The 20,216-nt window shown below is 63.1% G+C and carries 21 protein-coding genes; 9 read left to right on the top strand and 12 right to left on the bottom strand.

The annotated features are described in order from the left end of the window. Nucleotides 1-3 precede the first annotated feature (3 nt). From pqqD to NCR98_RS19700, 9 genes are all read right to left on the bottom strand, one after another. Complete coding sequence (pqqD, locus tag NCR98_RS19740; protein ID WP_250467553.1) at nucleotides 4-312, bottom strand: pyrroloquinoline quinone biosynthesis peptide chaperone PqqD; 309 nt, start codon at nucleotides 310-312, stop codon at nucleotides 4-6. Next, a complete protein-coding gene (gene pqqC, locus NCR98_RS19735; protein WP_250527091.1) occupies nucleotides 309-1,043 on the bottom strand; it encodes a pyrroloquinoline-quinone synthase PqqC in 735 nt (244 codons plus the stop codon). Before pqqC ends, pqqD begins: the two co-directional genes overlap by 4 nt. Nucleotides 1,044-1,083: 40 nt before the next feature. Beyond that, nucleotides 1,084-2,013, bottom strand: coding sequence for a pyrroloquinoline quinone biosynthesis protein PqqB (pqqB, locus tag NCR98_RS19730; RefSeq protein WP_250527035.1), 930 nt, complete (start codon nucleotides 2,011-2,013; stop codon nucleotides 1,084-1,086). A 25-nt stretch (nucleotides 2,014-2,038) separates the two neighbouring features. Next, nucleotides 2,039-2,608, bottom strand: a complete 570-nt coding sequence (locus NCR98_RS19725) for a cytochrome b (protein ID WP_250527034.1) — start codon at nucleotides 2,606-2,608, stop codon at nucleotides 2,039-2,041. Nucleotides 2,609-2,677: 69 nt separating this feature from the next. Beyond that, complete coding sequence (locus tag NCR98_RS19720) at nucleotides 2,678-3,496, bottom strand: formylmethanofuran dehydrogenase subunit C (protein WP_250527033.1); 819 nt, start codon at nucleotides 3,494-3,496, stop codon at nucleotides 2,678-2,680. Beyond that, nucleotides 3,493-4,443 (bottom strand): formylmethanofuran--tetrahydromethanopterin N-formyltransferase, encoded by a 951-nt coding sequence (gene fhcD, locus NCR98_RS19715; protein ID WP_250527032.1) that lies wholly within the window; start codon nucleotides 4,441-4,443, stop codon nucleotides 3,493-3,495. Before fhcD ends, NCR98_RS19720 begins: the two co-directional genes overlap by 4 nt. Beyond that, nucleotides 4,444-6,147 (bottom strand): formylmethanofuran dehydrogenase subunit A, encoded by a 1,704-nt coding sequence (locus NCR98_RS19710; RefSeq protein ID WP_250527031.1) that lies wholly within the window; start codon nucleotides 6,145-6,147, stop codon nucleotides 4,444-4,446. Then, nucleotides 6,144-7,445 carry a molybdopterin-binding domain-containing protein gene (locus NCR98_RS19705; protein ID WP_250527090.1) on the bottom strand — a complete coding sequence of 434 codons (1,302 nt, stop codon included), beginning with the start codon at nucleotides 7,443-7,445 and terminating at the stop codon, nucleotides 6,144-6,146. The genes NCR98_RS19710 and NCR98_RS19705 overlap by 4 nt, the downstream gene beginning before the upstream one ends. A 235-nt stretch (nucleotides 7,446-7,680) precedes the next feature. Next, nucleotides 7,681-8,409 (bottom strand): HisA/HisF-related TIM barrel protein, encoded by a 729-nt coding sequence (locus NCR98_RS19700; RefSeq protein ID WP_250527030.1) that lies wholly within the window; start codon nucleotides 8,407-8,409, stop codon nucleotides 7,681-7,683. A gap of 13 nt (nucleotides 8,410-8,422) precedes the next feature. Here NCR98_RS19700 and NCR98_RS19695 point away from each other — a divergent pair, with 13 nt between their 5' ends. The 3 genes from NCR98_RS19695 (at nucleotide 8,423) to NCR98_RS19685 (ending at nucleotide 11,232) form a co-directional block, all read left to right on the top strand. Then, nucleotides 8,423-9,454 (top strand): ATP-grasp domain-containing protein, encoded by a 1,032-nt coding sequence (locus NCR98_RS19695; RefSeq protein ID WP_250527029.1) that lies wholly within the window; start codon nucleotides 8,423-8,425, stop codon nucleotides 9,452-9,454. After that, a complete protein-coding gene (locus NCR98_RS19690) occupies nucleotides 9,454-10,554 on the top strand; it encodes a hydantoinase/oxoprolinase family protein (protein WP_250527028.1) in 1,101 nt (366 codons plus the stop codon). Before NCR98_RS19695 ends, NCR98_RS19690 begins: the two co-directional genes overlap by 1 nt. A gap of 90 nt (nucleotides 10,555-10,644) precedes the next feature. Further along, nucleotides 10,645-11,232, top strand: coding sequence for an amino acid kinase family protein (locus NCR98_RS19685; RefSeq protein WP_244828824.1), 588 nt, complete (start codon nucleotides 10,645-10,647; stop codon nucleotides 11,230-11,232). A 48-nt stretch (nucleotides 11,233-11,280) separates the two neighbouring features. Here NCR98_RS19685 and NCR98_RS19680 read toward each other — a convergent pair whose 3' ends face one another. The 3 genes from NCR98_RS19680 to pqqA all read right to left on the bottom strand — a co-directional run bounded on the left by NCR98_RS19680 (nucleotide 11,281) and on the right by pqqA (nucleotide 12,771). Continuing rightward, nucleotides 11,281-11,982 carry a (5-formylfuran-3-yl)methyl phosphate synthase gene (locus tag NCR98_RS19680; RefSeq protein ID WP_244828823.1) on the bottom strand — a complete coding sequence of 234 codons (702 nt, stop codon included), beginning with the start codon at nucleotides 11,980-11,982 and terminating at the stop codon, nucleotides 11,281-11,283. Between the two features lie 33 nt (nucleotides 11,983-12,015). Beyond that, on the bottom strand, nucleotides 12,016-12,600 hold the full coding sequence (locus NCR98_RS19675; protein WP_244829730.1) for a DUF447 domain-containing protein: 585 nt from the start codon (nucleotides 12,598-12,600) through the stop codon (nucleotides 12,016-12,018). 96 nt (nucleotides 12,601-12,696) lie between these two features. Then, nucleotides 12,697-12,771 carry a pyrroloquinoline quinone precursor peptide PqqA gene (gene pqqA, locus NCR98_RS19670; RefSeq protein ID WP_008354335.1) on the bottom strand — a complete coding sequence of 25 codons (75 nt, stop codon included), beginning with the start codon at nucleotides 12,769-12,771 and terminating at the stop codon, nucleotides 12,697-12,699. A 381-nt stretch (nucleotides 12,772-13,152) separates the two neighbouring features. Between pqqA and NCR98_RS19665 the strand changes: the two genes are divergently transcribed. From NCR98_RS19665 to tkt, 6 genes are all read left to right on the top strand, one after another. After that, nucleotides 13,153-14,643, top strand: a complete 1,491-nt coding sequence (locus NCR98_RS19665; RefSeq protein ID WP_244828822.1) for a form I ribulose bisphosphate carboxylase large subunit — start codon at nucleotides 13,153-13,155, stop codon at nucleotides 14,641-14,643. 25 nt (nucleotides 14,644-14,668) lie between these two features. Then, nucleotides 14,669-15,085 (top strand): ribulose bisphosphate carboxylase small subunit, encoded by a 417-nt coding sequence (locus tag NCR98_RS19660; protein ID WP_250527027.1) that lies wholly within the window; start codon nucleotides 14,669-14,671, stop codon nucleotides 15,083-15,085. A gap of 17 nt (nucleotides 15,086-15,102) precedes the next feature. Then, a complete protein-coding gene (gene cbbX / locus NCR98_RS19655) occupies nucleotides 15,103-16,038 on the top strand; it encodes a CbbX protein (RefSeq protein WP_250527026.1) in 936 nt (311 codons plus the stop codon). Between the two features lie 12 nt (nucleotides 16,039-16,050). Next, nucleotides 16,051-17,145, top strand: coding sequence for a class 1 fructose-bisphosphatase (locus NCR98_RS19650; RefSeq protein WP_244828819.1), 1,095 nt, complete (start codon nucleotides 16,051-16,053; stop codon nucleotides 17,143-17,145). 99 nt (nucleotides 17,146-17,244) lie between these two features. Then, nucleotides 17,245-18,117 carry a phosphoribulokinase gene (locus NCR98_RS19645; RefSeq protein ID WP_244828818.1) on the top strand — a complete coding sequence of 291 codons (873 nt, stop codon included), beginning with the start codon at nucleotides 17,245-17,247 and terminating at the stop codon, nucleotides 18,115-18,117. 35 nt (nucleotides 18,118-18,152) lie between these two features. After that, nucleotides 18,153-20,204, top strand: coding sequence for a transketolase (tkt, locus tag NCR98_RS19640; protein WP_250527025.1), 2,052 nt, complete (start codon nucleotides 18,153-18,155; stop codon nucleotides 20,202-20,204). The last annotated feature ends 12 nt before the right edge of the window (nucleotides 20,205-20,216 follow it).

The raw sequence follows: 20,216 nt of genomic DNA, 5'->3' as shown, positions 1-20,216 counted from the left end.
CACTTACGCAAGCCAGCCGCGCGCACGCGCTCCGGCAATGAAAGCCCGCACGTCGTCACCGAGATTGCTCGCGCCGAACGCTTCTTCGAGATCGGCGACGAGCTTCGGGATATCGCGCGTGCCGTCGCAGCGCAAAAGAATCTGCGCCGCGCTCTGATTGAGCTTCACCATGCCTTCCGGATAAAGCAGCACATGCGCGTCCTGCGCCGGTTCCCATTGCAGACGAAACAGGCGCTTGAGTTGCGGGCGCAACGCGTCGTCCGGCGCTTCGACCGCTTCCGTGATTCGTTGAGGAGGATTGGCGTCGCTCATTGCGGGAAGGCCTTTTCGATCGAATCGAGCATGGTCCAGAGGATGTCGAGCTTGAACTGCAGGATGTCGAGCGCGCGTTGTTGCTGCTCGCGCGTGTTGAAATGCGCGAGCGTGACTTCGAGCCCGTGTTCGACATCGCGCTGCGCAAGCGACACGCGTGAACGAAAATACGCAAGCCCGTCCGGCTCGATCCACTTGTAGTGCTCGGGCCACGTCGCAAGCCGGTCCTTGTGAATCTGCGGCGCGAACATCTCCGTGAGCGACGAACACACCGACTCTTGCCACGGCGCACGACGCGCGAAATTCACGTAGGCATCGACGGCGAAGCGCACACCCGGCGTCACGAACTTGAGCGACCAGAGATCGTCGCGCGAGAGGCCGACGGCATCGCCCAGACGCGCCCACGCCTCGATGCCGCCAGGCTGATCTTCGTAACCGTCGTGATCCAGAATGCGCAGCACCCAGCGGCGGCGCGTCGTGCGATCGGGACAATTCGCCATGACGGCCGCATCTTTCAGCGGGATGTTGATCTGATAGTAGAAGCGGTTCGCCACCCAGCCGCGAATCTGTTCCGGCGAACAGCCGCCGCTATTCATTTTCACGTTGAAGGGATGGTGGATGTGATACGCCGTGCCTTTCGCGCGCAGTTGCTCTTCGAACTGTTCGCGCGTCCAGGCGGGGCCGGCTTCCTTCAACGCGGTGAAGATCGGGCCGGTCGTGGGATTGAGCATCGGCGTGGCGGGAAAATCGGACATCCAGTTTCTCCGGAATTCAAAGCTCGAACGTCATGCCGTCATGCGCGACTTCTATGCCGTGCTCGGACAGTATGCGCCGCTCGGGTCCATCCTCGATGAGGATCGGATTGGTGTTGTTGATGTGAATGAGCACTTTGCGCACCTTGCGCGTGTTTTCGCGGTCGATCGAATCCAGCACCTCGATCATGCCGCCCGCGCCGCTTTGCGCGAGGTGGCCCATGTCCGCGCCAGTTTTCTTCGTGAGGCCGAGGCGGATCATCTCGTCGTCGGTCCAGACGGTGCCATCGACGAGCAACAGGTCGGCTTCGCGCATGGCATCGAGCACATGCGGTTCGAGTGTCCCTAAACCCGGCGCATAGAAAGCACGCTTGCCCGTGGCCGTATTCGTGAACATGAGGCCGATGTTGTCGCCACGCTCGGGCGCCTCCCGATGCGGCGAATAAGGCGGCGCCTTGCTCGACAGCGGCAGCGCATCGACGACAATACGCGGCAGTTCGGGCATCGTGAGCGAAGTGCCATCGAGCGCGATACGCCGCTGCTCCACGCCGCAGTAATGCGAAAGAATCGACGTAATGGGAAAGCCGGTGGAAAGGTCTTGCCACACTGCGTCGGTCGTATAGAGCGGCAGCGGTGCGCCGCGCTCGCGCAACATCAAGAGTCCGGTGACGTGATCGATCTGCGCGTCCATGGTGATGACAGCGGCGATTCCGGTGTCACGCACGCGCCGCGCGGGCTGCAGTTCGGGATTTGCCGCGATCTGCGCGAGAATATCCGGCGATGCGTTCACGAGCAGCCAGTCTTCGCCGTTGTCGCTGACCGCAATCGACGACTGCGTGCGTGCTCGGGCAGCAATGGTCCCGCGCCGCACGCCGTCGCAATTGCGGCAATTACAGTTCCATTGCGGAAATCCGCCACCCGCCGATGAACCCAGCACGCGGATCTTCATAACGCCTCGCTCAAAGCCAGTGCCGTCATGGCCACATCCTTCTCAAGAGACCATCGCGGTCGATCAACTGATGCTTCAACGCACCAAGAAAATGCAAGACGACCAGCGCGGCCATGATCCACGCCAGATAGCCGTGGATGCCGAAGAACAGGCCGCGCAACGCCTTGTCGTCCCAGCCCCATTGTGGCAGAAGCACACCCCAGAAGCGCGTGCCGAACTTGTTGAACGACGAACCGAGGTATCCGGTGAGCGGCATTGCCACCATGCCAACGTATAAAAGAGCCTGCGTGATGCTCGCGGCGGCGCGTTGCCACGTCTGCATCGGCGGTAGAGGCGGCCGGCCGTAGACCAGTCGCACTACGATTCGAAGCAGCACCAGCAGGAAAACGGTCAGGCCCAGCGACTTGTGGAAGTTGATGAGCGACGACTTGAAGGCCAGCCCGCGCGGCAGGCCGACCATATAGAAGCCGATGCACAGCATCGCGATGATGGCGATGGCGATCAGCCAGTGCAGCGCGATCAGCGGACGGGCGAAATGCTCGTCCGACGCCTCCACGCCGGGGCGTATGGCAGCGGGCGTTTTCGCTGCGCTCATGTCGTCTCTCCGTTGGAAGGGGTTCGGTCTCTTGGTAACGGGTCCACCGGGTCCATTCTTATCGTCTGCTCAACGCTTGGCGATCAGCAATTCCCCGCGTCCGTCGACAGCGAGATCGCCCGCGTAGCGTCGAGGCAACGCGCGCGAGTCGAGTGTCGCAAAAGGCGCCACCTCGCGGGCCAGCATGCGCGTGAAGAGCGCCCAGAAGACATCGAAGCCGTGACCGCCTTCGGTGAACGTCGGCGCAACGCGCGGCTCGTGAAATAGCACGAGCGTGCCGCGCCGCATGCCGTAGGCTGCATGCGCGCCGGTCTTGCCTGCAATGCATACGCTGCCCGCTACCATGCGCGACGCCGCGAAGTCGCCTGCATTGCCGGCGACGAGCACGGTGCCTCGTCGCATACGGTCTGCAAGACGCGCGCCCGCGTTGCCGTGAATCACGAGCGTGCCGCCGCTCATGCCGTCCATGTCGCCGGCTAAAGCGCCTGCCGCGAAATCGCCTGTATTGCCGCGCACTTCGAGGCGACCGCCTTGCATCTCGCATGCAGTGAATGCGCCCGCGTTGCCATGAACGTGCAACGCACCGCCTGTCATGCCCATGCCCGCGTGATCGCCGGCATCGCCATGCACTTCGATCGTGCCTTCGGCGAGCTTCGCGCCGATGCGATCGAGCCAGCGCGCATCGCCTTCGACGAGCAGGGACGGCGTGTTTGCATCGGCTCTAGCGATGTCGAACAGTTCGCCAAGCGCGCAACGTTCACCCGCGCCCTGCAATTCCAGATGCGTCAATTCATCGGTGGATAAGGAAGCAAGCGCCGACGGTAGTAATGTCGATGCATCCACGCGAAAGCCCGGTGCACCTTTTACGCGCAATGTAATGGCGTTCATGCGCGGCTCCCGTCGATGCCCGCCGCCAATTCATGCAGCTTGAAGTGATACGGTCCGAGCTTGCCGCCATAGTTGCCTGCTGAAATGCGCAGCACGCCGCCCGCGCGGCCGATCGATGTTGCGGCTGCCATGCCCGCCGTCATCGCGGCGCCCACGTCCGCATCGGTCAATCCGTCGATGACTATCTCCAGCACGCAAGCCACGTCGCTCGTCAACTCGCTCTTCCTCGACAAGCCGACGAGCGTCGGGCAAAACGCATCGTTGGTCGATGCCGACGCGCCCGCGTACTTCGAGCCGATCTTCGAACCCGAACGCACCACGCCGCCCGGAAACGGCGTGATGATGTTGGGCAAGCGATGCATCGCCGCGACCGCTGCCTCGGCCGCGGCAAGCGCGCTATTCAGGTCGCGCGCGAGCAACAGCAGATTGCCGCCGCCGACAGCCTTCACCGTCGCCGTGAATTCCTCGCAAACGAATTCGCCATCCATGACGGGCACGCGCCAGTAACGCGTGCCGTCGAGCATCTTCGAGATCTGATAGCCGTCGCCGAAAAAGCGCAAGCCTGCGCCGAGTGGTGCGTTGTCGGAGAGCGGCGCGCGGCTCGTCGCGGGATCGATGCCGCCATAAACTGCCGTCGTAGGACAGGTGAGCACGCACTGACCGACGCGCCGTGCAATCTGCTTGGCGAGCTCCTTCGACGAAATCGCGAACATCAACACCGCGACGCCGGGCCTGCCGTCGGGCGTTTCATCGCCGTTCATGTCACGTTCGATGCCCGCCTCGCAGCCGCAATCGATCACGGAGGTCGCAAAGCCGGTCAACGAATTCGCCGCGTGGCGCGCCCACGTCGGCGTGTGCGCGGTGATGACAAGACGCGTCGCCTTCATCGGAAAGGCTTCGGCGAAGGTGTCGTCTATCTGTGTGTCGTTGATGCGAAGCGCGGTCATTCATCGACCCCCGCTTGCGTCGAAGCACGCGACCGGCAAGAGCCGTCCGCCATTGCAGCACGCGCAGATTTCGTCGTCGCCGATGGCTAGCTTCTCGAACTTGCTCGCGAGATTCGCTTCGGCGAATTTGCGCACGCGCTTTTCGATAGCGCGGTCGTATTCGGGCTGCACGTAATGAATGCCGCCCGTGGGCGTGGCGAGCAATGTGCCGTCACGCGCGATCAGTTCGCCGTCCTTGAACACGAAGGCGGGTGACGTGAACATGCGTTCGCGGTCCGCGTCTTCGCGATACACCGCGATATCCGCCGCCGCGCCTTCGCCGAGATGTCCGCGGTCCGTGAGCCCGAGCAGACGCGCGGGGCCGGCGCGCGTGATGATCGCGATATCGTAGAGCGAGAACTCGCGCTCGATGTTTCCAAGCGCGCTGGCGGTTTTGGCATCGGCGTGAAGCTTGGCGAGTTGTTCGTCGCGAAACGACTTGTCCATCAACAAGCGAATCAGATGCGGATAGCTCGTAAAAGGCGCGCCATTCGGATGATCGGTGGTCATCGACACTTGCCACGGATCGTCGACGAGCAAGAAGATTTCGAGGCCGATGATCCATTGCAGCGCATTCACGAAGCTCTCTTCGCGATAACGAAACGGCACGACGCCGCAGCCCGCATCGCATTCGATATCGCCCAGCACCCACTTGCGCGGATGCGCGAGCGGCGCGTTCTTGAACTGCATCATCGTGTCGCCGGACGCGGTGACGGTCTGGCCGAACATGATCTGCCCGACGTCGATGGTCACGTTGGACCGTGCGTTGACCGCTTCGGCAATCGCGCGCGCGCCCGATGAAAACTTGCGCGGACCTTCCGTGCCGTAGCTATGAAACTGGATATGCGTGAGATGGATTGGCAGGCCTTCGGCGGCATCCATCGTCTTGATGGTCGATTCGAGATTGCCTGGCACGCCGAGGTTGCTCGCATGCACATGCAAGGGATGCGGCACGCGCAACGCGGTCAGCGCGCGCGTGAGCGTGCGCAGCACATCGCGTGGCGTGATGCCGTAATGCACGTGCTTTTCATCGACATCGAGCGAGCGCTGATTGAACTTGAACGCCGAGATGCCGCCCGGATTCACCACCTTCACGCCGAGCGCCTTGCTCGCGTTGACGGTCCAGCCCACGTAATCGCGCAGACGTTCGAACTCTTCCCGCGCGGCGAGCATCCGCAGGAACAGTTCGTCGTTGCCCATCATCACGTAAGCGCCGTGATCGATGATCGGTGTATCGCCCATTTCCAGATGCGCGTGGCGCGCGTTGGAGGCGATCATCGCGGGTTCGAACGCGGCCGTGTAGCCCATTTCCGCATAACGGTAGCCGGTGGCGAGCGTGCCGGGCGTGCATGTGCCGCATGAAGGCAGGCGCAGATAACGGCCTTCGTCGTCGTTGCGTCGCGTTGCGAGCGGATCGTTGCGATGATCCTCGGGCAACAGCAGCCGCGACAGATTCGTCTTGCCGCCGCCGATATGCGAATGCAGATCGATGCCGCCCGCCATCACCACCATGCCGCCCGCGTCGAAGTCGCGTTCGGGCGCGATGGATTCGCCCGCTGCATCCGCGACGATGCGGCCATCGCGGATATAGATGTCGCGCTTGTGCCCATCGACTTTGTTGACGGGGTCGAAGACCACGCCGCCGCGCAGACGCGTGAGGCTCATGACGGCCTCCCGGCTTGCGTCAGTTCGCGTACGATTGCCGCAACGGTGGGATAAGCGGCATCGCGCGCGGCAACAAGCGGCGCGATCACGGAACCGTCCACGCGAAACAAGTGCCCGCCACTGTCGATGCCCGGCGTGGCCACGGGGATGAACACGGTAGGCGCGCGACGCGTGCCGACAACCGTCGCACGATGGCCAAGGACGATGGCAGGCACATCATCGTCAAGCGATGCAGGTAGCGCTTCGGGCGCGAAGCTCGACACCCATAACAGCGCATCGATCTCGCCGCGGCTCGCAAGCGTCTCGGTGCGATAGCGCCATGAATCGTGATCGAGCGGCAAGCCGTAGGCCACGCGCGTGCGCAGCGGAAAACCCGAGAGCCATGTGACGGCCTGATTCACCGTGAGTGCGCCATCGTCGCCGCCAAGCGCAAGCGCGCCGGCACGCGTCGTCTTGTTGAGCGCCTTGACGATACGGCTCAACGCTTCGATGGCCAACGCCGCGTGCGGGCCCGGCAGCGCCGCCGGCTCATGGATGATGGCCGTATATTTCGCGGCCAGAATGCGTTCGGTAAGCGCGGCGAGTTCGCTGGCGGCGCCCGTGTCGTCGTTCAGTGCTGCGGGCTTTCGGCCTTCCACCAGCGCGGACCATATGGCGAGCATGTCGAACGGTTCGGCGTTTTCCAGTCGCGCTTCGACACGCGCGCCCGCTGCGGGATCGACGCCGCACCCGACGAACACGATATCCACGCCGCGATCTTTGGCCGCAATGCGCTCGTAGAAACGCGGATAGCGCCGCGCCGGTTCGCACGCGACAACCACGATGAGGTCGGCACGCGAACGCACTTCCGAGAGCGTCGTGAAGAACGCGCCACGGTCCTGCAACGCGAGGTTCGCGGCGGCGAGGGTATCGCCGTGCAGGTGATCGAGTATCGCGCCGCTCTGGGCGGCGAGTTCATAGAGCGCGCGTGCGCCGGCTACGTCGGTTGCCAGTCCGCCAAACAGCGGCCGTTTCGCCACGGACAGGATTTGCGCGGCACGCTGGAGCGCCGACGCGAGATCGGTGGCTTGCCCGTCTACCGTCGGCGGGCAGGGCACGCCGGGCGCGTCGAGCGCTGCAAGGGACGAGGCAAGCCGAGGGCAATCGGTGTTTGTCGCCGCGAGTTGTTGATCGCCGGTGAGCTTCAGCGAGATGTCGTCGCATAGCAATGGGCAGAACGGGCAGGTCCAGTTCCGTTGCCCTCTGTCCTCGGGCGACGACTGCGAAGCCGCGTTCGATGTTGTGGGAGATGCGTGCATGGGGCTGCAAAAGAGCAAGGTCCATGCCGATTTCACGCGGTGCTCCATGCGTGGTCGACAGGTCGCGCTGCCGATACTGCATTACCCACATCTGCAACGGCATTGTTCCGCAATGAAACACACTGTCACCCATGCGCGCCCGGTTGCAACAGTGGCATCCCGCACGCTTACAAAGCTCTGGCGTCGTGTTTGATGAGACATAACGGCGCGTGCCGCGCTTGGCATGGATATTGAGTCAACCTTCCGACGAACGGTGCTGGCCAAATAGCAAGGCCGCATCATGAAGCGCCGAAGCAACGAGCCAGCCCGCGGCGCCGCTGTGCTCGGCAACCACGAGATCATCACGATGACGAATGCCGCCCGCGCCAATGAGTTCGCGCGAACCCGCGAGCGCCTTTACTGCGGCGAACGTGGTCAAGTCCGGTCCCGCGAGCGCGCCGACCTGATCGAGCGTCATGACGATGACGCGCGACGGCCACCAGTCGCTGCCCGAAGGCGTCGACCCGAGCGCGCGGCCTGCGTGATAGTCGAGCGAGAGGATCGGGTCATGGTTTGCGGCAAGGGCTTCTTCGAGGGCGTTCGGATCGAGCAGGCTTTCGGTGCCGAACACAGGGACGACACGAGAACGGGAGGACGAGCGCCTGAATGAAGCGATGCGCTCGAACAAGGCCTGCATCGGCATGAAGCCGGTGTAGCCTGCATCGAGCCAGATGGAAACGCCGTCGCCCAAAGCATCGCAAATGGCGGCTAGCACAGGCGCGTGGTCGCCGCGCTCGAGGATCGCGCCGAGGTCCGCAATGTAGAGCGTGCGTGAGCCGGTCGCGTGGATCAGCGCGGTGGCGACATCGACGGGTGCGCTCGTCGTGCACAACGAGGACCGGATGGGCCGATAGCCTGAGCGTTCGCCGCGCACCGCGCGCACCGCGTGGCCGTCGAGCAGATCGAGAACGGGTATCACCTGCATGGATGGCTTTCCTTTGACCAAGATCTTTGTGTTCGAGTATCTCACTGGCGGCGGCATCGATCCCGATGTCGCGGGCGCGGGCAGTCTTGCGGACCTGAGTGCGCTGATCGTCGAGGGCCGCGTGATGCGCGACGCCATCGCAGCCGATCTGCGCGCGTTGCCGGGCATCGACGTGACCATCGCGAGTTCGCGCTTCGAGCATGTCGATGCCGCCTACGCGCACTGCAAGGCCGAGCCGGGCGAATCCGTCACGCGCTTCGTCGCCCGCATGGCGCGCGCCAACGACTACGCGTGCATCATCGCGCCGGAATGCGATGGTTTGCTGCTGCGTCTTTTCGATGCCGTGGGCGCCGCGCGCTGGCTTGGCTGCGCGAAGGAAACGATTCGCGCGGCATCGAGCAAAAGCGCGACGGCCGCTTGTCTCGCGGCGCGCGGCATCGCGGTCACGCCCGCACTCGATCCCGACGATGCATCGGCTGACGACGCATGCCGCTGGGTCGTCAAGCCAGATGACGGCGCAGGCGGCCTCGATACCTACGTCTACGGCGAACTCAACGCCGCCCGCGCCGAATACCAAGCGCGCGCGGAAGCGGGCCGCAATCCCGTGCTTCAGGCGTGGGTCGATGGTGAACCGCTCAGCGTCTCGCTGATTTGCGACGACGAAGGCGCGCGCGTGGTCTCGATCAACCGCCAGAACATCGGGCTTTCGCATGCGGCCGGTAAGCACATCGTCCAGTTCGATGGCGTCGATGTAAACCGTATCGATCGGCATGGGCCGCAAGGGCGCGCGCTCGAACGGCTCGCGCTACGTGCGGCGGAAGCGTTTCCGGGGCTGCGTGGCTTCGCGGGCATCGACGTTGTCTGGAACCCGGCGCGCGGGCCCGTGGTCATCGAAGTGAACCCGCGCTTGACGGTTGCTTACGCAGGTTTGAGCCACGCGCTCTCGCGCAATCTCGCGACAGAACTACTCGCGGCGCATCACGTCGCGGGCTTTGCGGATGAACGCGATTCGGGTCCGTTGCGTGTCTGTCAGGGAGCGTCCTGATGACGCATCGGCAAGCGCCGGTTTTCGGCTGGGACGTGGGTGGCGCGCACGTCAAGGTGTCGATGACGACCCGCGAGAACGGACTCGCCGATGTCGCGCAATGGGCGTGTCCATTGTGGCAGGGCATGACGCATCTCGAACGCGCCATCGATCACGTGTTCGAACGCTGGCCCGATGCCGCGCATGCTTCGGCGCGTCACGCGGTCACGATGACAGGCGAAATGGTCGATCTCTTCAGCGACCGCGCCGAGGGCGTGCGCACGCTCACGCGCACCCTTGCGCAGCGGCTCGGCCCGCGCACGCTGTTCTACGCGGGCGAAGCAGGCTGGCTCGCGCGCTCTGCCTGCGCGGATGGCTGGCGCAAGGTGGCATCGGCGAACTGGCTTGCGACCGCGCAATGGGTCGCGTCGTGCGTGCCGAATGCGGTGCTCGTCGATATCGGCAGCACGACCACGGACATCATTCCCATCGTGGCGGGACGCGTGGTTGCGCGCGGCTCGAACGACGCCGAGCGGCTCGTGAGCGGCGAGCTCGTTTATCAGGGTGTCGTGCGCACGCCCTTGTGCGGCGTTGCGCAACGTATCGCATTTCGTGGCGAGACCACCGGCGTGATGAACGAATGGTTCGCGACTTCCGCCGATGTGTATCGCCTGACCGGCGAACTGTGGCCGGAACACGATCAGCATGCAAGCGCCGACAACGGTCCGAAGACCGAGGCCGCGAGCCGCACGCGCATTGCGCGGATGATCGGCCGCGATGCAGCCGACGCGAGCGATGCCGAATGGCGCCGCTTCGCGCACGCGTGGCGCCACGAACAGTTGCGCACGCTCGAAACGAACCTTGCGCGCGTGAGTGCGCAGCATGAAGCGCTGGCTCGTGCACCGATCGTCGGAGCGGGCTGTGGGCGCTTTCTCGCCACGGCACTGGCGCGTCAGGAGGCGCGCGGTTATATCGATTTTGCGCGGCTGGCTGGTGTGGATGACAACGACACCGAGCGTGCCGAATGGGTTTCGACGTGCGCGCCGAGCGTGGCCGTGGGCTTGCTCGCGGCATCGGCGACGGAGCGTGCGACGGCGGGCAGCGTCATGGCATCGACGTGATGGACAGGCGACAAAGAAGAGCGGCGACGAACCGGGTGCGTGGCCCGGCGGCGGCATGAAAGCGGTCAATCTCGAACGAGGATAACGGCCATGTGGGTGGTGAAGATCGGGGGTAGCCTGAGTCACGACCCTGCGCTGCGCGAGTGGCTGACGCAGCTATGGGAAGTGGGTGGCGGGCGGGTCGTGATCGTTCCGGGCGGCGGCGATTTTGCCGATGCCGTGCGGCAGTATCAAAGCGAATGGCATTTCGATGACCTGGCGGCGCACAACATGTGTCTGCTCGCCATGGCGCAGTACGCCATTCTCATGCAAGGCGTGGCGCCCGAACTCGTGCTGGCGTCGAACGAGGAACGCATCCGGCGCGCATTGCGCGATGGCCGCGTGGCGGTGTGGGTGCCAACCGATCTCATGCGCTCCACGCCCGACTCGATGACCAACTGGGACACGACTTCCGACAGTCTCGCCGCATGGCTTTCCGCGAGACTCAATGCGGAGCGGCTGATGATCGTGAAGTCATGCGATGTCGAAGCGAACGCGCCCTTGGAGACGCTCGCAAACGAAGGCATCGTGGACAAGCGCTTTCCGGCCTATGTGCGCGATGCCAACTACGTCGTGGAGATTTTCAGCAAGGGCGATGTGAACGTCATGCGCGACAGGCTCTTGAATCTCGCTGTCTGATGCCTCGAATGCCCGGCGCTTTTATTCCAGGCGCCGGGAATGCATGCGTCAAAGCGTGAGCGCGCGTTCGCCGTGCAGCGCATTGACCCATCGCGTCACGCGCAGCGGATCGAGTCGTCCCGCGCGGCCGGCGTTCTCATCGCATAACGCGCCGCGAAAGCCCGCGATATCGGGCCTCAACGAACGGATGCGTTCGAGATCGTTCCATCCGAGCGAACCCGCGAGCGCGGTCATGCCGCCGCGTCTGCGCATGATGGCCATGCACTCCGCGAGCACGGTGACATCGACACAATCGAACAGCGTGCGTCCGTCCTTGTGAGCGGTATCGAAGACGATACCCACGAAGCCGAGTTGCACGGCAAGCGCCGCAAGCGAACGGTCCACGCCTTCGTCGGAGAGCAGCACGGGCACCACGGCCGCTGGCAAGCCCGCCAGATGACGCAAACATTCGACCGCACCGGGCCCGGCGTTCACGCCGACCTTCACGTAATCGACGCCCGCCGCGGCGACGTCGAGCACACGCGTGGTGATCTCATCGAGTGCGTCGTTGGGCAAGTCGCCGATAGTGGCGCTAATCGGCCGCACCGCGTAACGCGCGCGCAACGCGCCAACGATGCGCGCGATTTCATCGACATTCACACCGCCCAGCGCGCCCGCGCCCGGTTCCTTCAAATCGATCAGTTCCGCGCCTGCCTGCGCGGCATCGAATGCTTCATCGGCCGAGCGGACGCTCGCGAGCAATGCGGTCATGGTCAGACTCCAAGGGGGTGCTTCAGAGAGTAATCAGGAACCAAGGGCCGACGTGCTGAGCGCCCTGGCGCGATATTCATCGATAGCCTGCAAGAGCCAGTTCCATGCCGTGCGTTCCGCATCGCCCGCGGTCTTGTCGATGGCAATGCGCAGATAAGCGATCTCGCTATCCACCTTCTCCGGCGGCAACATGAAAAGCCGGCTCACGAGCACCGCGCCTTCGACGACTGCCGCTTGAGCGCGATTGAAACCCGCGAACGGCGCATGCGTTTCGCGATAGACGCATTCCATGCGCAGCACGGGACGCGTCTCGTCCTCGCTCATATCGGCGAGTCGCAGTTCGGTATGCGCGAGCGTGTCGGCAAGCCGCACGCTCGGCACCGCATTGGCCGGAACCGTGGGCCAGTCGCGCGCGATGCCGGTGACACAGCCAGCAAACACGCGCACGTCCGTCGTGAAGTTGATGACGGCGCTGCGTGTGGCAATGACATTGTCGAGTGTGGTGGACGGCCTGAAAGGCGCAAGGATCGCGAGGCCGTCTTCGAAACGCACGCCCATGGGCGCGATGTGCGGCCGGCCATCGCTATTCGCTGTCGTGACGATGGTCTCGTAGATCATGGCGGCGCGCGTCGTTCGGTTGTTCATAACCGCACGGGCGAGCCGCATCGTTCTTCGAACTTCGAGCGATGCAGCGCCGTGCGGGTTCATCCGCCTCTAGCGGGTGGCGATATACATCGTGATTTCAAAACCAAAACGCATATCGGTGAAGCTGGGCGTGGTCCATTGCATAGTCGATCCTCCAGTAATGACGGTGGTTGCCTCGCTTGCACGTTTGACGGATGCATTCGTCACACAGCCGGGAGACGCCGGCGCGAATGGTTCACGCAAGCGTCATGCCATGCGTGCCGTGACGCCGGCAAATAGCACGGCCGGGCGACAAAAGGCATTGCAAGCCGGCACTGTGACAAAAACGCAGCAAAGTGTTCCATCGGCGTGGCGAGGCTTCGCGAACGGGACAGTAGATAAGGGATTGCTTAGCCTCGTGCAAGTTAATCGTGAATTCCTTTCTGAAAGCCGCGAGCCTACTCTGCATTCACAGCAGGCGAACACAACAGCGCGGCGGGCGCCATCGAGCGAACGTCCTCTCATCTCCACTGTCGAGGAAACGGAATGAACGACTTCAACAAGGCTGCTGTAGAGGCAGCGCGCAATCCGTCCGATCCGCGCTCGCGTTATGCGGCCGGCGTCATGAAGTATCGCGAGATGGGTTACTGGCAGCCCGATTACGTGCCGAAGGATACGGATGTCATCGCGCTCTTTCGCATCACACCGCAAGCGGGTGTCGATCCTGAAGAAGCTGCGGCAGCCGTTGCGGGCGAATCGTCGACGGCGACGTGGACGGTGGTCTGGACCGACCGTCTCACCGCTTGCGACATGTACCGTGCAAAGGCGTATCGCGTGGAACCCGTGCCCAATGCACGCGCCGACGATCCGCAATACTTCGCGTATATCGCTTACGACCTCGATCTGTTCGAGGAGGGGTCCGTGGCGAATCTCACGGCATCGATCATCGGCAACGTCTTCGGCTTCAAGCCTTTAAAGGCGCTGCGGCTCGAAGACATGCGCATTCCGGTTGCGTATCTAAAGACGTTTCAAGGGCCGCCGACGGGCATCGTCGTCGAGCGTGAACGGCTCGACAAATACGGACGCCCGTTGCTCGGCGCGACCGTCAAGCCCAAGCTCGGCCTCTCGGGCAAGAACTATGGACGCGTGGTCTATGAAGGTCTAAAGGGCGGCCTGGACTTTCTGAAAGACGACGAGAACATCAACTCGCAAGCCTTCATGCACTGGCGCGACCGCTACCTCTTCGCAATGGAAGCCGTGGCGCGCGCACAAGCCGAGACCGGCGAAGTGAAGGGCCACTATCTCAACGTCACTGCTGGCACGATGGAAGACATGTACGAACGCGCGGAGTTCGCCAAGGAACTCGGCTCGTGCATCGTGATGATCGATCTCGTGATCGGCTGGACCGCCATTCAGTCGATGTCGAAATGGGCGCGCAGAAACGACATGATTCTGCATCTGCATCGTGCGGGGCATGGCACTTATACGCGGCAACGCAATCACGGCATCTCGTTTCGCGTGATCGCGAAATGGTTGCGCATGGCGGGCGTCGATCATGCGCATGCGGGCACGGCGGTAGGCAAGCTCGAAGGCGATCCGCTCTCCGTGCAGGGCTATTACAACGTGCTGCGCGAGTCGCGCAACGAAGTGGACTTGTCGCGCGGCATCTTCTTCGATCAACCGTGGGCCGGTTTGCGCAAGGTCATGCCGGTGGCGTCGGGCGGCATTCATGCGGGACAGATGCATCAGCTGCTCGACCTCTTCGGCGACGACGCCATTCTGCAGTTCGGCGGCGGGACCATCGGGCATCCGCAAGGCATACAGGCGGGCGCCGTGGCGAATCGCGTGGCGCTCGAAGCAATGGTCAAGGCGCGCAATGAAGGGCGCGACATCGTCAACGAGGGCATGGACATTCTCGAAGCCGCCGCGCGCTGGTGCACGCCGCTCAAGGCCGCGCTCGATACGTGGCGCGACGTGACCTTCAACTATGCATCCACCGATACGCCCGACTACGCGGTGTCGGCGACGCCTGCCTGACGCATCTCATTAAGGGAATCAGACCATGAAACTGACTCAGGGAACGTTCTCGTTTCTTCCTCCGCTGACCGATGAAGAAATCTCCTCGCAGATCAACTACGCGCTCGATCAGGGCTGGGCTTGTTCGGTGGAGTACACCGACGACCCGCATCCGCGCAATACGTACTGGGAGATGTGGGGCCTGCCCATGTTCGACCTGCACGATGCAGCAGGCGTGATGATGGAAGTCAACGCCTGCAGGAAGACGTATCCGCAGCAGTACATCAAGGTCAATGCGTTCGATTCGGTGCGCGGCTTCGAGACCATGCGGCTTTCGTTCATCGTCAACCAGCCATCCGACGAGAAGGGCTTCCGGCTCGAACGTCAGGACGTGCATGGCCGCGTGCAGCGCTACTCGATCCGCACGTATGCCACCGACAAACCCGCGGGCGATCGCTATTGAGCGAGGAGGCAGTCACCATGAGCGCAGAAGCCACGCTCGAAGAACCGTTGAACCTCGAAGCGCAGCCGCAGCCCGGCGCCGACCTCATGGCGCTGTATCGCGAATCGCGCATCGGCGAAGTGCTGGCGGAGCTGGATCGCGACCTCATTGGCCTCGCGCCCGTGAAGACGCGCATCCGCGAGATTGCAGCGCATCTGCTGGTGGAGCGTGCGCGCGAAACGTTAGGCATCGCGTCCGGTGCGCCCACGCTGCATATGTGCTTCTCGGGTAACCCCGGCACGGGGAAGACGACCGTTGCCATGCGCATGGCGCAGGTCTTGCACAGACTCGGTTATATCCGCCGCAATCACCTGGTTTCGGTGACGCGCGACGATCTGGTCGGTCAATACATAGGACATACCGCGCCGAAGACGCGTGAAGTGCTCAAGCGCGCGATGGGTGGCGTGCTGTTCATCGATGAAGCGTATTACCTTTATCGCCCGGAGAACGAGCGCGATTACGGGCAGGAAGCGATCGAGATTCTGCTGCAGACCATGGAGAACCAGCGTGACGATCTCGTCGTGATTCTCGCGGGTTACGAAGGACGCATGGAGACGTTCTTTCAAAGCAATCCCGGCTTTCGTTCGCGCATTGCGCATCACATTGCGTTTCCCGACTATGCGCCCGACGAGCTCTTGCAGATCGCCGAGCACATGCTTTCGTCGATGCATTACCGCTTCGGCGGCGACGCGCGCCGCGCCTTCGAAGACTATCTTTCGCGCCGGATCGCGCTGCCGAATTTCGCCAACGCGCGTTCGGTACGCAATGCGCTCGACCGCGCGCGTCTGCGTCAGGCGAATCGCTTGTTTGCCGCGGCCGAACGCGGCAGCGGTCCCGCCGACGCTAACGCATTGATGCAGCTCGACGCGAGCGATATCCGCGCGAGCCGCGTGTTTGCCGAATCCCAACCCTAGAAGGAGAGCGCGATGCAGGACGGACGCACGACCTTATCGAAGTTTCTGATCGACACGCTCGACCGCAAGCCTGGCCCCGATGCCGCAAGCGGGCTCTCGGCCTTGCTGATCGACGTCGCTGCATCCATCAAGACGATCGCGGCAGCGCTCACACGCGGGGCGCTCGGCGGGCAGCACGGATCGGCGTCGAGCATCAACCTGCATGGCGAAGAGCAGAAGAAGCTCGACCTCGTGACCAACGACATCTTCCTGCAGCATTGCGAATGGGACGGTCTGCTCGCGGGTATGGTGTCGGAGGAAATGGACGGTGTCTATGCAATTCCCGAAACGTATCCGCGCGGCGAATATCTGCTGGCCTTCGATCCGCTCGATGGCTCGTCGAACATCGATATCAATGGCGTGGTCGGTTCCATCTTCTCCGTGTTGAGAAAGAACAGCGCCGACAACGTCATCACCGATGAAGCCGCGTTCCTGCAACCCGGTCGCGAGCAGGTTGCGGCAGGCTACGCGATCTACGGTCCGGCGACCATGCTCGTGATCTCCGTCGGCAATGGCACGCACGGTTTCACGCTCGAACGCGATGTCGGCAACTTCGTGCTCACGCATTCCGAGATCCGCATTCCCGAGGATTCATGCGAGTTCGCGATCAACGCGTCGAACGAACGCTTCTGGGAGCCGCCGGTGCGCCGTTACGTGCAGGAATGCAAGGACGGCAGAACGGGCTGTCGCGGCCAGGACTTCAACATGCGCTGGATTGCGTCGATGGTCGCGGAGGTGCATCGCATTCTCATGCGCGGCGGCGTGTTCATGTATCCGCGCGACTTCAAGACGCCTGCAATGGAAGGCCGGTTGCGTCTGCTCTATGAAGCGAACCCGATGAGTTTCTTGATCGAACAGGCGGGTGGACTGTCGACCACGGGTCGCGAGCGCATTCTCGATCTCACGCCGCGCGCGCTGCATCAACGCGTGCCGGTCATTCTGGGATCGCGCAATGAAGTCGCGCGCATTCATCGCTACCACGGCGAGCACGACCGGGGCGAAGACAAGCCGTTTTCGTCACCACTTTTCAACGAGCGCTCGCTGTTTCTGCCGGAGACGCCCGCTTAAAAACGGTTGCAAGCGCACAGAACACATGGATGGCTCGGCTATACATAAGACCGGAGCAGGCGCTTCGATGTGCGCTTCGGTCAACAGGGAGGCAAGCGCATGTCAACCAAACATCCGATCGTCGCCGTGACCGGTTCGAGCGGCGCCGGCACGACCACCGTCATGAAGAGCTTCACGCATATCTTCAGACGCGAGCGCATCAACGCGCAGATCGTCGAGGGCGATGCGTTTCATCGTTACGATCGCCTCGGCATGCGCGAAGCCTTGAAGCAAAGCGAGCGCGACGGTCTGCAGAACTTCAGTCATTTCGGACCCGAAGCCAACCTGCTCGAAGAACTGCAGCAGTTGTTCGCGACCTATGGTGAAACGGGCGGCGGCAAGTTTCGCCGCTACATCCACGACGACGCCGAAGCCGCGCGCTTCAAACAGGACGCGGGCACCTTCACGCCCTGGGAAGACGTCACGGCGGATACCGATCTGATGTTCTACGAAGGGCTGCATGGCGGCGTGGTGACCGACAAGGTGGATGTCGCGCGTCACGCCGATCTTCTCGTGGGCGTGGTGCCCATCATCAATCTCGAATGGATTCAGAAGCTGCATCGCGATCAGAACCTGCGTGGCTATTCGCACGAAGCCGTGGTCGACACGATCCTGCGCCGCATGCCCGATTACGTGAACTACATTTGTCCGCAGTTTTCGCATACGCACGTGAACTTCCAGCGCGTGCCGACCGTGGATACATCGAATCCGTTCACGGCACGCGAGATTCCGCAGGCCGACGAAAGCTTCGTCGTGATTCGCTTCGCGCGGCCCAAGGGCATCGACTTCCCTTATCTGCTGACCATGCTGCACGACTCTTTCATGTCGCGGCCCAACGTGATCGTCGTGCCGGGAGGCAAGATGGGACTCGCCATGCAACTCATCTTCACGCCGATGATTTTGCAGCTGCGCGACCGACGCGCGCGCGCTTAAAAGATTTCCCACCATTGCATCGAAGGAGGCCGCTCATGAGCGCCGTCGCTGAAGCTTTGCCCAAAGCGCGTCACACACCCGACATTCGACAGATGGCCAACGCGCTGCGCATGCTCGCGGTCGATGCGGTCCAGCAAGCGAACTCGGGACATCCCGGCATGCCGATGGGCATGGCGGAGATTGCCGTCGCGCTGTGGGGCCGTCATCTGAAGCACAATCCCGCGGACCCCGACTGGCCGGATCGCGACCGCTTCGTTTTATCGAACGGTCATGGTTCCATGCTGCTTTATGCGCTCTTGCATCTCACCGGCTACGACTTGCCGATAGAAGAACTGAAACGCTTCCGGCAGATGGGCAGCAAGACGCCGGGACATCCGGAAGTGGGCGTGACGCCCGGTGTCGAAACCACGACGGGACCACTCGGGCAAGGACTCGCGAATGCGGTCGGCATGGCGCTCGCCGAGGCTTTGCTTGCGCGCGAGTTCAATCGGCCGGGGCATGAGATCGTCGATCATCGCACGTATGTTTTTGCGGGCGATGGCTGTCTAATGGAAGGCATTTCGCACGAAGCGGCATCGCTTGCGGGCACATTGGGTCTGAACAAGCTCGTCGTGCTGTACGACGACAACGGCATCTCCATCGACGGTCATGTGCAGGGCTGGTTCACCGACGACACCCCGCAACGCTTCGCCGCTTACGGATGGAACGTGCTGCGCGCAGTCGATGGCCACGACGCCGATGCGGTCTCGCATGCGCTGCAACAGGCGCGCGTATCGACGAAGCCGACGCTCATCTGTTGCAAGACGGTGATCGGCAAGGGCTCCCCGGCGATGTCCGGCACGCACGATGTCCACGGCGCGCCGCTCGGCACGCTAGAAGTCGAAGCGACGCGGCGCGCGCTCGACTGGCCGCATGCGCCATTCGAAATTCCCGCTTCGATACGCGAACGCTGGAATGCGCGCGAAGCGGGCGCGGCGGCGCAAGAGAATTGGAACGCGCGTCTGCAGGCTTATCGCCGCGTGTATCCGGATGAAGCGGCGGAGTTCGAACGCCGTGCGCGCGGCGCGTTGCCCGCGAATTGGCGCGATTCCGCGCACGCACTCGTGCGCGATGCCGACCGCGCCGGACAGACGGTCGCGACGCGCAAGGCATCGCAGATGGCCATCGAAGGACTCGCGCGCGCGCTGCCTGAACTGCTCGGCGGATCGGCGGATCTCACGGGCTCCAATCTCACGCGATGGAAGGACGCGAAAGACGTCGTATCGAACGGTGAAGATGGCATTGCGGGCAACTATATCCATTTCGGGGTGCGCGAATTCGGCATGAGCGCGGTGCTGAACGGCGTGGCGCTGCATAAAGGCTATCTGCCGTTCGGCGGCACGTTCCTCACGTTCTCCGACTACTCGCGTAACGCCTTGCGCATGGCCGCGTTGATGAAGACGCGCGCGGTGTTCGTCTTTACGCACGATTCGATCGGCCTTGGCGAGGACGGCCCGACGCATCAGCCTATCGAGCACGCCGCCACGTTGCGCATGATTCCCGGTCTCGATGTCTGGCGCCCGTGCGATACGGTCGAGACGGCGCAAGCGTGGATCAGCGCGGTCGAGCGCGACCGGCCTTCGTGTCTCTTGCTGTCGCGGCAGAACCTGCCTTTCGTGCCGCGCGATGAAGCGCAGATCGATGGTATAGAGCGCGGCGGTTATGTGCTCGTTGACTGGCCACCGACGAGCGAACGCGATGCGCGCCGCGTCGTGTTGATGGCGACCGGTTCGGAGGTGTCGCTGGCGCTCGCGGCGGTCGAGCCGCTGAAGGCGCAAGGCATCTTGGCGCGTGTGGTGTCGATGCCGTCCACCACCGTGTTCGACCGGCAGTGTCAGGTGTGGCGCGAGCGCGTGCTGCCCGAGGGCGTGCCGCGCGTGGCAATGGAAGCGGGCGTGACCGGATTCTGGCGGCAGTACGTCGGTTTGCAGGGCGGTGTGATCGGCATCGACCGGTTCGGCGAGTCCGCACCTGCGAGCGAACTGTTCGCGCATTTCGGTGTGACGACGGAAGCGCTAGTCGATGAAGCGAAGCGCGTCGCTGCCTGATTTCTATTCCCG

It is taken from the genome of Caballeronia sp. GAWG2-1, assembly GCF_023631405.1.
In the GTDB taxonomy this organism is placed as follows: Bacteria; Pseudomonadota; Gammaproteobacteria; order Burkholderiales; family Burkholderiaceae; genus Caballeronia.
The sequence above is the reverse complement of the archived record's forward strand: the minus strand, read 5'-3'. Positions and strand labels throughout refer to the sequence as shown.

What these genes read in the sequence shown, in the direction of transcription:
- pqqD (WP_250467553.1), bottom strand. Translation starts at nt 312, where the DNA reads ATGAGCGACGCCAATCCTCCTCAACGAATCACGGAAGCGGTCGAAGCG.
- pqqC (WP_250527091.1), bottom strand. Translation starts at nt 1,043, where the DNA reads ATGCTCAATCCCACGACCGGCCCGATCTTCACCGCGTTGAAGGAAGCC.
- pqqB (WP_250527035.1), bottom strand. Translation starts at nt 2,013, where the DNA reads ATGAAGATCCGCGTGCTGGGTTCATCGGCGGGTGGCGGATTTCCGCAA.
- NCR98_RS19725 (WP_250527034.1), bottom strand. Translation starts at nt 2,608, where the DNA reads ATGAGCGCAGCGAAAACGCCCGCTGCCATACGCCCCGGCGTGGAGGCG.
- NCR98_RS19720 (WP_250527033.1), bottom strand. Translation starts at nt 3,496, where the DNA reads ATGAACGCCATTACATTGCGCGTAAAAGGTGCACCGGGCTTTCGCGTG.
- fhcD (WP_250527032.1), bottom strand. Translation starts at nt 4,443, where the DNA reads ATGACCGCGCTTCGCATCAACGACACACAGATAGACGACACCTTCGCC.
- NCR98_RS19710 (WP_250527031.1), bottom strand. Translation starts at nt 6,147, where the DNA reads ATGAGCCTCACGCGTCTGCGCGGCGGCGTGGTCTTCGACCCCGTCAAC.
- NCR98_RS19705 (WP_250527090.1), bottom strand. Translation starts at nt 7,445, where the DNA reads ATGCACGCATCTCCCACAACATCGAACGCGGCTTCGCAGTCGTCGCCC.
- NCR98_RS19700 (WP_250527030.1), bottom strand. Translation starts at nt 8,409, where the DNA reads ATGCAGGTGATACCCGTTCTCGATCTGCTCGACGGCCACGCGGTGCGC.
- NCR98_RS19690 (WP_250527028.1), top strand. Translation starts at nt 9,454, where the DNA reads ATGACGCATCGGCAAGCGCCGGTTTTCGGCTGGGACGTGGGTGGCGCG.
- NCR98_RS19685 (WP_244828824.1), top strand. Translation starts at nt 10,645, where the DNA reads ATGTGGGTGGTGAAGATCGGGGGTAGCCTGAGTCACGACCCTGCGCTG.
- NCR98_RS19680 (WP_244828823.1), bottom strand. Translation starts at nt 11,982, where the DNA reads ATGACCGCATTGCTCGCGAGCGTCCGCTCGGCCGATGAAGCATTCGAT.
- NCR98_RS19675 (WP_244829730.1), bottom strand. Translation starts at nt 12,600, where the DNA reads ATGATCTACGAGACCATCGTCACGACAGCGAATAGCGATGGCCGGCCG.
- NCR98_RS19665 (WP_244828822.1), top strand. Translation starts at nt 13,153, where the DNA reads ATGAACGACTTCAACAAGGCTGCTGTAGAGGCAGCGCGCAATCCGTCC.
- NCR98_RS19660 (WP_250527027.1), top strand. Translation starts at nt 14,669, where the DNA reads ATGAAACTGACTCAGGGAACGTTCTCGTTTCTTCCTCCGCTGACCGAT.
- cbbX (WP_250527026.1), top strand. Translation starts at nt 15,103, where the DNA reads ATGAGCGCAGAAGCCACGCTCGAAGAACCGTTGAACCTCGAAGCGCAG.
- NCR98_RS19650 (WP_244828819.1), top strand. Translation starts at nt 16,051, where the DNA reads ATGCAGGACGGACGCACGACCTTATCGAAGTTTCTGATCGACACGCTC.
- NCR98_RS19645 (WP_244828818.1), top strand. Translation starts at nt 17,245, where the DNA reads ATGTCAACCAAACATCCGATCGTCGCCGTGACCGGTTCGAGCGGCGCC.
- tkt (WP_250527025.1), top strand. Translation starts at nt 18,153, where the DNA reads ATGAGCGCCGTCGCTGAAGCTTTGCCCAAAGCGCGTCACACACCCGAC.